The 10,495-nt window shown below is 65.6% G+C and carries 7 protein-coding genes; 2 read left to right on the top strand and 5 right to left on the bottom strand.

The features are described 5' to 3' along the window. Positions 1-268: 268 nt before the first annotated feature. Both ACGLHR_RS35860 and ACGLHR_RS35855 read right to left on the bottom strand, forming a co-directional pair. Positions 269-1,771: a tripartite tricarboxylate transporter permease gene (locus ACGLHR_RS35860; RefSeq protein WP_174422528.1), complete on the bottom strand. Its 1,503-nt coding sequence runs from the start codon at positions 1,769-1,771 to the stop codon at positions 269-271. A 12-nt stretch (positions 1,772-1,783) separates the two neighbouring features. Next, positions 1,784-2,245: a tripartite tricarboxylate transporter TctB family protein gene (locus tag ACGLHR_RS35855; protein ID WP_043348382.1), complete on the bottom strand. Its 462-nt coding sequence runs from the start codon at positions 2,243-2,245 to the stop codon at positions 1,784-1,786. Between the two features lie 339 nt (positions 2,246-2,584). On the opposite strand from ACGLHR_RS35855, the gene ACGLHR_RS35850 reads away from it, so the two are divergent. After that, positions 2,585-4,309 (top strand): potassium/proton antiporter, encoded by a 1,725-nt coding sequence (locus ACGLHR_RS35850; protein WP_400099889.1) that lies wholly within the window; start codon positions 2,585-2,587, stop codon positions 4,307-4,309. Positions 4,310-4,560: 251 nt separating this feature from the next. Here the strand turns inward: ACGLHR_RS35850 and ACGLHR_RS35845 are convergent, their stop codons facing one another. The 3 genes from ACGLHR_RS35845 to ACGLHR_RS35835 form a co-directional block, all read right to left on the bottom strand. After that, positions 4,561-5,580, bottom strand: coding sequence for a tripartite tricarboxylate transporter substrate binding protein (locus ACGLHR_RS35845; RefSeq protein WP_400099887.1), 1,020 nt, complete (start codon positions 5,578-5,580; stop codon positions 4,561-4,563). Positions 5,581-5,657: 77 nt separating this feature from the next. Beyond that, on the bottom strand, positions 5,658-6,113 hold the full coding sequence (locus tag ACGLHR_RS35840) for a DUF2214 family protein (RefSeq protein ID WP_400099885.1): 456 nt from the start codon (positions 6,111-6,113) through the stop codon (positions 5,658-5,660). Between the two features lie 160 nt (positions 6,114-6,273). Continuing rightward, positions 6,274-7,494, bottom strand: a complete 1,221-nt coding sequence (locus ACGLHR_RS35835; RefSeq protein WP_400099884.1) for a CaiB/BaiF CoA transferase family protein — start codon at positions 7,492-7,494, stop codon at positions 6,274-6,276. Positions 7,495-7,822: 328 nt separating this feature from the next. Here ACGLHR_RS35835 and alaS point away from each other — a divergent pair, with 328 nt between their 5' ends. Beyond that, positions 7,823-10,447, top strand: coding sequence for an alanine--tRNA ligase (gene alaS, locus ACGLHR_RS35830; RefSeq protein WP_400099882.1), 2,625 nt, complete (start codon positions 7,823-7,825; stop codon positions 10,445-10,447). The last annotated feature ends 48 nt before the right edge of the window (positions 10,448-10,495 follow it).

Below are 10,495 nucleotides of genomic sequence, written 5' to 3'. Positions count from 1 at the left end.
CAGCGACGCAACGTCGCCACTGACACACCCAGTGCTCCAGCCGCTTCGCCTATGCTCACAAATCTTTCCATTCTGCAAAGACTTGCTTAGGTTTGATTAGGTTCCGATCAATCTGTTAGAGCGCCTGCCAGGCGCGCGGGCGATCCGCCGGCCTTTGCGCGCCGCAGCGGACAAGGCATAAAAAAAAGGTGCCTTGCGGCACCTTGAGGGTCTTCTCTGGCAGCGTCGCCCGCGGCCGGCACGGATTCCGGCCGCGGGACTGGCTGCCTTATTCTTCCTGGAAAGCTTCTTCGCGCTTGTTCTTGATCGACGGCAGCGCCACGATCAGGACCAGCACGGCGGCTGCGATCAGCAGGCCGAGCGACAGCGGGCGGGTCAGGAACACGCTGAACTCGCCGCGCGACAGCAGCAGGGAGCGGCGGAAGTTCTCTTCCATCATCGGTCCCAGCACGAAGCCCAGCAGCAACGGCGCCGGCTCGCACTTGAGCTTGATGAACAGGTAGCCGATCACGCCGAAGGCAGCGGTCTGGAACACGTCGAACGTGGTGTTCTGGACCGAGTACACGCCGATGCAGCAGAACACCAGGATGGCCGGGTACAGGTAGCGGTAAGGCACCTTGAGCAGCTTGACCCAGATCCCGATCAGCGGCAGGTTCAGGATGATCAGCATGAAGTTGCCGATCCACATCGAGGCGATCAGGCCCCAGAACAGCGCGGGGTTGCTGGTCATGACCTGCGGGCCCGGCTGGATGTTGTGGATGGTCATCGCGCCCACCATCAGCGCCATCACGGCATTGGGCGGAATGCCAAGCGTCAGCAGCGGGATGAAGGAGGTCTGCGCGGCGGCGTTGTTGGCCGATTCCGGGCCTGCCACGCCTTCGATGGCGCCCTTGCCGAACTCATGCGAGAACTTCGAAGTCTTCTTTTCCAGCGAGTAGGCTGCAAACGAAGCCAGCGCCGCACCGCCGCCCGGCAGGATGCCCAGCGCGGAGCCCAGGAACGTGCCGCGAAGCACAGCCGGGATCATGCGCTTGAAGTCTTCCTTGGTCGGGAACAGGTTGGTGATGTGGTCCGTGAAGGTTTCGCGGGCATCCTTCTGCTCCAGGTTCGCGATGATTTCCGCGAAGCCGAAGACACCCATGGCGACCGAGACGAAATTCAGGCCGTCGGTCAGCTCAGGCACGTCGAACGAGAAGCGCGCGGCGCCCGAGTTCACGTCGGTACCCACCAGGCCCAGCAGCAGGCCCAGCACGATCATGGCGATGGCCTTGACCAGCGAACCCGAAGCCAGCACCACGGCGCCGATCAGGCCCAGCACCATCAGCGAGAAGTACTCGGCGGGGCCGAACTTGAACGCCAGTTCCGACAGCGGCGCTGCGAACGCGGCCAGGATCAGGGTTGCCACACAGCCGGCGAAGAACGAGCCTAGGCCGGCGGTGGCTAACGCCACCCCCGCTCGCCCTCGCCTGGCCATCTGATAGCCATCGATGGTAGTCACCACCGACGACGATTCACCCGGCAGGTTGACCAGGATGGCGGTGGTGGAGCCACCGTACTGGGCGCCGTAGTAAATACCGGCCAGCATGATCAGCGCGGCCACCGGCGGCAGCGTGTAGGTCACCGGCAGCAGCATGGCGATGGTGGCCAGAGGCCCCAGGCCCGGCAGTACGCCGATCAGGGTGCCCAGCACGCAGCCCAGGAAGGCGTATGCCAGGTTTTGCAGGGTCAGGGCGGTCGAGAAGCCGAGGCCCAGGTTGGCTAGTAGTTCCATATGGCCGTCTCCTTATCCTGCCAAGAATGCCGGCCACACCGGCATCTGAAGATTGATACCGTAGACGAAGGCGCCCAGGCTGATGATCACCAGGACGATGGCGTTGACAACGGCACCCTTCCAGCTGAATTCATGGCTGGCCATCGACGACACCAGCACCAGCACCAGCACCGACAGCACCATGCCGAGCGGCTTTAGCATCAGGCCGAACAGCACCACCGAACCCAGGATCCACAGCAGGGTCTTGATGTCCCAGCGTGCGAGTTGGTCTTCTTCCTTCTTGGCGGACAGGGAACTCCACAGCACCAGCGCGCCCAGCAAGGCGAGCACGATGCCGAGCCAGAACGGGAAATACCCCGGGCCCATCTTCGCGGCAGTACCCATGGAATACCCGCGTGCGACCCAGGAAAAGCTGAATCCGACCAGGATGAACATCAGGCCGGAGGCAAAGTCCTTTTGGCTACGAATGCGCAAAATGATTCTCCTCGAAAAAACTGCTTGAAATCCGTGCGGCTACGGATGTTGCGGTGCGTCAAAAACGCGCGCGCAACCGTCCCGCCGCTGGCAGGATGGAAATTAAGGGGAAGACCTTTCAGCTACCTTTCAGATGTCTGCAAAAATGGTCAATGTGCGGGTATCTCCCTAGGAGACATCCAGGGGCCGCTTGCACCGTTGCCGGGTGCCGCTTTCACATCCTGCGCGGCAGCGTGGTCATGGGGCTGCGCTATCATCAACGGCTGCACTGCCGTTGCCGACGCGTCCGCAACCTGTGGCCGGTGCGGCACGGCATTGAAAAGGAAAGGGAAAGCCGCTTTGGAAAGCATTGACCATGTCATCCTGATCGGCGCTGTCGTGATGTCGCTGGGCATTGTGGTGGGCGCCTTCTCGGCGCGCGTGGGCGTGCCCTTCCTGCTTGTCTTTCTATCGGTCGGCATGCTGGCCGGCGTGGATGGCCCCGGTGGCATCCGCTTCTCCAATACCTGGCTGAGCTTCCTGGTCGGCAACCTGGCGCTGGCGGTGATCCTGCTCGATGGCGGCCTGCGCACCCGGCTCACCACGTTCCGGGTGGCGCTGAAACCCTCGCTGTCGCTGGCGACCGTAGGCGTGCTGGTGACGACCGGCCTGGTGGGCCTGTTTGCCGCCTGGGTGCTGGAGATCGACTGGAAACTGGGCCTGCTGCTGGGCGCCATCGTCGGCTCGACCGATGCCGCGGCGGTATTCTCGCTGCTCAATACCAGCGGCATCCGGCTCAAGGAGCGGGTGGCGAGCGTGCTGGAGATCGAATCCGGCATCAACGACCCGATGGCCATCTTCCTGACCCTCACCCTGATCGACTGGATCGCCGCGCCCGCGGGGCTGAGCCCCGGCGCGCTCCTGTGGCGCCTGGTGGTGCAGTTCGGGGTAGGCGGATTGCTCGGCTTGGGCCTGGGCTACTGCATGGCCAACGTGATGGAGCGCATCCGCGTGGCCGAAGGCCTGCAGGCCATCTTGCTGTGCTCGGGCGGCGCCATGGTATTCGCCATTGTGCAGACGGCGGGCGGCAGCGGCTTCCTGGCCGTCTACCTGACCGGCATCCTGGTGGGCAACCGCGACCGCGCGGTCGGCCCCGACACCATGCGGGCGATGGACGGCATGGCCTGGCTGTCGCAGTCCGTGATGTTCCTGCTGCTTGGCCTGCTGGTGGCGCCGCACCGGATCTGGGAGGTGGCGCTGCCGGCAGTGGCGGTGGCGGCATTCCTGATGCTGGTGGCGCGCCCGGCGGCGGTCTGGCTGGCGTTGCTGCCGTTTCGCTTCAGTGCCCGGGAGAAGGGCTTTGTGGCCTGGATGGGGCTGCGCGGGGCGGTGCCGATCGTGCTGGCCCTGTTCCCGATGCTGCAAGGGCTGCCGGAGTCCGGGCTGCTGTTCCGCATTGCCTTTGCGGTGGTGCTGGCCAGCTTGCTGCTGCAAGGCACCACCGTGCCGCTGGCCGCCCGGCTGGCGCGTGTGCTGCGTCCTGCCTATCCGGAGCCCTTGGCACGTGCGCGGCTGCAGGGCACCCATGCGCCGGCGCTGGAGGTGATGCAGTTCCGGGTCGAGGCCAATTCGCCTGCGGAAAACCTGCGCGCCGACCAGCTTGAACTGCCGCCGCGCTGCCGGCTGCTGACTGTGGTGCGGGACGAGGCGCTGGCTGCGCCCGAGCAGACTGTGCTGCGGGCTGGGGATGTGGTGTCGATCCTGGCGCCGGGGACCAGCGTGCCGATGTTGGCGCTGTTGTTTCATCGGCCTGGGCCGGCGCCTGCCTGGGGCAAGGCTAGCCATGATTTCCTGCTGTCCGGGGAGGCTATGTTGCGGGATGTGGCGGGGCTTTATGGGACGCGGGAGTTGAGTCCTGCCGAGGCGTCGCGGACGCTGGAAGGCGTTATGCAGGAGGCTTTTACAACACCGCCGGTGGAGGGTGATGCGGTAGAAATTGCCGGGCTGAAGCTGACTGTGACGCGGATGGATGGGCCGCGGATTATTCAGGTGGGATTGTTGTTGCCGCGGGAAGGGGGTGCTTGATCTGCTGGCTGCAATTGCAAAATCAGCTTCAACTTCAAGGGCTTAACTGCAACTGCTGAAAGTCAAAGGCAGTTTCACCTCCCCTGCGGGGAGGCGACATACTTTCTTGTCTCTCGCCAAGAAAGTAGGCAAAGAAGGCGCCCCATAACGGGAGATGAAAACCTTCACGGCTCGCTGCGCATCGCGCTGGTGTGTTCCCCGCCTTGGGGCGGGCCACACGGCTTGAACCGGTCTTGTGCAGGTTTGGTGGTTTAGTCCACCTTGGCGCCCGACACCTTCACGATCTGCGCGTACTTCTTCAGCTCGCGCTGCACCAGCGATGCGAACTGCTCCGGCGTGGTTGGTGCCGGCTGGGCGCCGATGCGGGCGAGCTTGGCCTTCATGTCGTCGGTCTTGAGAATGGCGACGATCTCCTGGTTGAGGCGGTCGACGATCTCTTTCGGGGTGTTGGCCGGGGCGAACACGCCGAACCAGGTGGAGATGTCGAAGCCTTCCAGGCCGAGCCCCTTGCCGGCTTCGGCAATGGTGGGCAACTCGGGCAGGGCGGCGGCGCGGGTGGCGGTGGTGACGGCGAAGGCCTTGAGCTTGCCGGCCTTGATGTTGGCCGAGGCGGAGGCCAGGTTGTCGAAGATCATGTCGGTCTGGCCGGACAGCACCGACAGCTGCGCGGGCGAGGCGCCGTTGTAGGGAATGTGGACCATGCTGACCTTGGCCATGCTCTTGAACAGCTCGCCCGACAAATGTCCCGCGCTGCCGTTGCCGCCCGAGGCGTAGTCCAGCTTGCCGGGGTTCTTGCGCGCGTATTCCACCAGCTCCCGCACATTGTTGATATGCAGCTCGGCGGCCTTGCCGGGATGCATGACCAGCACGTTGGGCACGTCGGCCACCAGCGTGATCGGGCTGAAGTCCTTCACCGGGTCGTACGGCATCTTGGCGAACAGGCTGGGGTTGATGGCGTGGGTGGCCACGGCGCCCATCACGATGGTGTAGCCGTCCGCGGGCTGCTTGGCCACGTAGTCGGCGCCAATATTGCCGCCGGCGCCCGGGCGGTTTTCCACCACCACGGGCTGGCCCAGGCTGTCCTTGAGCTTGTCGCCGATGGCGCGCGCCACGGTGTCCAGCGGGCCGCCGGCCGGGTAGGGCACGACGAACTTGAGCGGCTTGGTCGGGTAGGCGGCTGCGGCGGCGGGCGTGGCGCTAAAGGCGGCAAAGGTGCCGATGGCGGGCAGGGCGGCGGCGAGCAACGCCGCGGCGAGTTTTTTCTTGAGCATGAAGATGCGTCGGGTTGGATTGGGAATCTGGGTGCGCCAGGCGCCCTTGGGGCACCTGGCGGCGAAGGCTCTGCGGCCTATTTCATGCCGATGCCGCGCGCCATCATCACCGCGCACAGCGGCAGCAGGATCAGCAGGTGGGCCTGGATCATGACCCAGCGCCGCGCGGCCTTCAGCTCGGCGGGCATTGGCACGAAGTCCGGCAGGCTGCGTACCTGGCGGCGCCAGCGCTGGATGGCGAAGGTGGGTGGCAGCGAGCACAAGGCGATCACCACGAACACGGTGATCTTGGCGTGGAACCACGGGTTGTGCAGGTAGAACTGGGCGCCCTTGGCGCCATAGAACAGGCGCAGCAGGCCGGTTGCCAGCACCGCCATGGCAGTGAGGAAGTAGAGCAGGTCGTAGACCGACAGGCGCTTGAGCACCGGCGGCGTGATGCCCGGGCGCAGCACGAGCGCTTCGGCGGTCATCAAGGTGATCAGCAGGAAGATGAAGGCATAGTGCAGGAAGGCCAGCAGGGCGTCGGTCAGCATCCAAACTCCTCTTGTGGTTGGGCCTGCGCCGTACGCCGGCGCACGCGGGGTCAGGGTTCTTGCTTTTTTCGCTACGGCAACGGCTAAGGCAAACAACTACCACTACAAACTTCAGCTTGCCGCCCGCGTGCCGCCCCTACGGGCACAGGCGGCAAGCGCCTTACAGCACGCCCTTGGCGCGCAGCGCGGCGATCTGCTCCGGCGTGTAGCCCAGCATGCCGCCGAGCACCGCGTCGGTGTGTTCGCCCAGCAGCGGCGGGTGGCGCACGGCCTCGGGCGGCGTCGCGCTCATCTTGATCGGGCTGCCCACCAGCTTGACCTCGCCGGCGCTGGGGTGCGGCAGGTCCACGCGCAGGCCGCGGGCCTTGACCTGGGCATCCTCGAACACGTCGTCCAGCGTATTGATCGGGCCGCACGGCACGCCGGCGGCTTCCAGGTCCAGGATCCACTGGGCGCGGGTGCGTGGCTTGACCATCTCGGCCAGGATCGGCACAAGCACGTCTCGATGCGCAACCCGCTGCGGGTTGGTGGCAAAGCGCGGGTCGCCTGACAGCTCGGGCCGGCCGCCGGCATCGACGAACTTGCGGAACTGGCCGTCGTTGCCCACCGCCACGATGATCCAGCCGTCGGCGGCCTGGAAGGTCTGGTAGGGGACGATATTGGGATGGGCATTGCCCCAGCGCTTGGGCGCCACGCCGCTGGCCAGGTAGTTGGTGTTCATATTGGCCAGCATGGCCACCTGCACGTCGAGCAGCGCCAGGTCGATGTACTGGCCTTCGCCAGTGCGCTCGCGGTGGGCCAGGGCGGCCAGCACGGCAATGGTGGCGTACTGGCCGGTCATCAGATCGGAGATGGCCACGCCGGCCTTCTGCGGGCCGCCGCCGGGCAGGTCGTCGCGCTCACCGGTCAGGCTCATGAAGCCGCCCATGCCCTGGATGATGAAATCGTAGCCCGGGCGCGCCGCGTAGGGGCCGGTCTGGCCGAAACCGGTCACTGAGCAATAGATCAGGCCGGGCTTGATTGCCTTGAGCGAGTCGTAGTCCAGCCCGTACTTCTTCAACTGGCCGACCTTGTAGTTTTCCAGCACCACATCGCTCTGGGCGGCCAGCGCGCGCACCAGCTCCTGGCCTTCGGGCGTGCTGATATCACAGGTGACGGAGCGCTTGTTGCGGTTGGCGGCCAGGTAGTAGGCGGCTTCCGCGGTATCGCGGCCTTCGCCGTCCTGCAGCCAGGGCGGGCCCCAGGTGCGGGTGTCGTCGCCGGCGCCGGGGCGCTCGATCTTGATCACGTCGGCGCCGAAGTCGGCAAGGTTCTGGGCGCACCATGGCCCGGCGAGAACACGGGTCAGGTCGAGGACGCGGAGGTGGCTTAAAGCTCCCATGGGGTGTCAGGCGGATCCGGCAAGGTGGGCGAGGGAAGCCGGGCGGCCCCGCCGTCTGGTCTGGGTGGCGGCTTGCAGGGCAATCGGAGGCTGGCGCGAAACCAGGCTCGGGGGCGTCCGGCGGGGACAGGCAGCACTTTACCACCGGCAAGCCGCCGGGAGCACATCGCGGCCGGCCCGGATCGCGGCGGGGCGCGGTGTTGCAGGCGGCGCGCGACGAATCCCCGGCGGACTGCCGCGCCGTCAGGCTTCCCCGTATAATCAATGGTTTGCAAATCCATCTTGACCGACAGCGCCCTGCCACGCCGTGGGACGCCCTGCCCAGAACATGAAAGTCTCCGACATCCGCAGCAAGTTCCTGCAGTACTTCGAATCGAAGGGCCATACCGTGGTCCGCTCGTCCAGCCTGGTGCCGGGGAACGATCCGACGTTGCTGTTTACCAATTCCGGCATGGTGCAGTTCAAGGACGTGTTCCTGGGCACCGACAAGCGCCCCTACACCCGCGCAACGTCCTCGCAGCGCTCGGTGCGCGCCGGCGGCAAGCACAACGACTTGGAGAACGTGGGTTACACCGCGCGTCACCACACCTTCTTTGAAATGCTCGGCAATTTCTCGTTTGGCGACTATTTCAAGCGCGAGGCGATCCAGTACGCGTGGGAGCTGCTGACCAAGGTCTATCAGCTGCCCGCCGAGAAGCTGTGGGTCACGGTATACGCGGAAGACGACGAGGCTTATGACATCTGGGCCAAGGAAGTCGGCGTGCCGCCCGAGCGCATCGTGCGCATCGGCGACAACAAGGGCGCGCGCTACGCCTCGGACAACTTCTGGCAGATGGCCGACACCGGCCCCTGCGGCCCGTGCTCGGAGATTTTCTACGACCACGGACCCGAAGTGTGGGGCGGCCCCCCGGGTTCTCCCGAGGAAGACGGCGACCGCTACATCGAGATCTGGAACCTGGTGTTCATGCAGTTCAACCGGGACGAGCAAGGCAACATGCCGCGCCTGCCCAAGCCCTGCGTCGACACCGGCATGGGCCTGGAGCGCATCGCCGCGGTGCTGCAGCACGTGCACAGCAATTACGAGATCGACCTGTTCCAGGCACTGATCAAGGGTGCTGCGCGCGAGACCCATACCGACAACCTCAACCAGAATTCACTCAAGGTCATCGCCGACCATATTCGCGCCTGCGCCTTCCTGATTGTCGACGGTGTGATCCCCGGCAATGAAGGCCGCGGCTACGTGCTGCGCCGTATCATCCGCCGTGCCATCCGCCACGGCTACAAGCTGGGCCAGAAGACGCCGTTCTTCCACAAGCTGGTGGCCGGCCTGGTGGCGCAGATGGGCGAAGCCTATCCGGAGCTGGCCGAGGCCGAGTCGCGCGTGGTGGAAGTGCTCAAGGCCGAGGAGGAACGCTTCTTCGAGACCATCGAGAACGGCATGTCCATCCTCGAGGGCGCGCTGGCCGACATCAAGCTCAAGGGCGGCAAGGTGCTCGACGGCGAACTCGCCTTCAAGCTGCACGACACCTTCGGCTTCCCGCTCGACCTGACGCAGGACGTGTGCCGCGAGCAGGAAATCAGCGTCGACGAGGCCGCTTTCGACGCGGCCATGAATCGCCAGCGCGAGCAGGCTCGTGCCGCCGGCAAGTTCAAGATGGCGGCCGGCCTGGAGTACAAGGGCGACAAGACCACCTTCCACGGCTACGAGAAGCTGGGCGTGGACGGCGCGAAGATCGCCGCGCTGTATGTGGACGGCGCGTCCGTCGATACCATGCAGCCCGGCCAGACCGGCGTGATCGTGCTGGATAACACGCCGTTCTACGCCGAGTCCGGCGGCCAGGCCGGCGACCAGGGCGAGCTCAAGAGCGGCAGCGCGGTGTTCACCGTGGTCGATACCACCAAGGTGCAGGCCGATGTGTTCGGCCACCGGGGCACCCTGGCTGGCGGCGCGCTCAAGGTGGGCGACAGCATCACCGCGCAGGTGGATGCGCAACGCCGCGCGCGCACCGTGCGCAACCACTCGGCCACCCACCTGATGCACAAGGCACTGCGTGAAGTGCTGGGCAGCCACGTGCAGCAGAAGGGCTCGCTGGTCGACGCCGACAAGACCCGCTTCGACTTTTCGCACAACGCGCCGATGACCGACGAGCAGATCCGTCGCGTCGAGGAAATCGTCAACGCCGAGATCCTGCAGAACGCTGCCACCGGCGCTGAAGTCATGCCGTTCGACGACGCCGTCAAGAGCGGCGCCATGGCGCTGTTCGGCGAGAAGTACGCCGACGACGTGCGCGTGCTGTCGATCGGCAGCTCCAAGGAACTGTGCGGCGGCACCCACGTGACCCGCACCGGCGATATCGGCGTGTTCAAGATCGTGATGGAAGGCGGCGTGGCAGCGGGCATTCGCCGCGTCGAAGCCATCACCGGCGACAACGCGCTGCACTACCTGCAAGCGCTGGATGCCAAGCTGAACGAAGCCGCCGCCGCGCTCAAGGCGCAGCCGTCCGAACTGGTGCCGCGTATCGGGCAGGTGCAGGAGCAGGTGCGCGCGCTGGAGAAGGAACTGGAACGCCTCAAGAGCAAGCTGGCCGCCTCGCAAGGCGACGAGCTGGCGGCGCAAGCCATCGACGTCAAGGGCATCAAGGTGCTGGCCGCCCAGCTCGATGGCGCCGACGTCAAGACGCTGCGCGAGACCATGGACAAGCTGAAAGACAAGCTGGGTACCGCGGCCATCGTGCTGGGCGCCGTGGCTGACGGCAAGGTCAGCCTGATCGCCGGCGTGACCGCCGATGCTACCTCCAAGGTCAAGGCCGGCGAGCTGGTCAACTTTGTCGCGCAGCAGGTCGGCGGCAAGGGCGGTGGCCGTCCGGACATGGCGCAAGCTGGCGGCACCGAGCCGGCCAACCTGCCGCAGGCACTGGCAGGTGTCGGCGAGTGGGTCGCGAGCAAGGTCTGATGCTGGGCCAAAACCATCGGCCGGGAATTTGAGTCTCCCTGCTGCTGC

The organism is Cupriavidus sp. CuC1, assembly GCF_044627735.1.
Lineage (GTDB): Bacteria > Pseudomonadota > Gammaproteobacteria > Burkholderiales > Burkholderiaceae > Cupriavidus > Cupriavidus ulmosensis.
The sequence above is the reverse complement of the archived record's forward strand: the minus strand, read 5'-3'. Positions and strand labels throughout refer to the sequence as shown.

Excerpts from the sequence above, each read along its gene's own strand:
- ACGLHR_RS35860 (WP_174422528.1), bottom strand. The coding sequence starts at position 1,771 with ATGGAACTACTAGCCAACCTGGGCCTCGGCTTCTCGACCGCCCTGACC.
- ACGLHR_RS35840 (WP_400099885.1), bottom strand. The coding sequence starts at position 6,113 with ATGCTGACCGACGCCCTGCTGGCCTTCCTGCACTATGCCTTCATCTTC.
- alaS (WP_400099882.1), top strand. The coding sequence starts at position 7,823 with ATGAAAGTCTCCGACATCCGCAGCAAGTTCCTGCAGTACTTCGAATCG.
- ACGLHR_RS35835 (WP_400099884.1), bottom strand. The coding sequence starts at position 7,494 with ATGGGAGCTTTAAGCCACCTCCGCGTCCTCGACCTGACCCGTGTTCTC.
- ACGLHR_RS35845 (WP_400099887.1), bottom strand. The coding sequence starts at position 5,580 with ATGCTCAAGAAAAAACTCGCCGCGGCGTTGCTCGCCGCCGCCCTGCCC.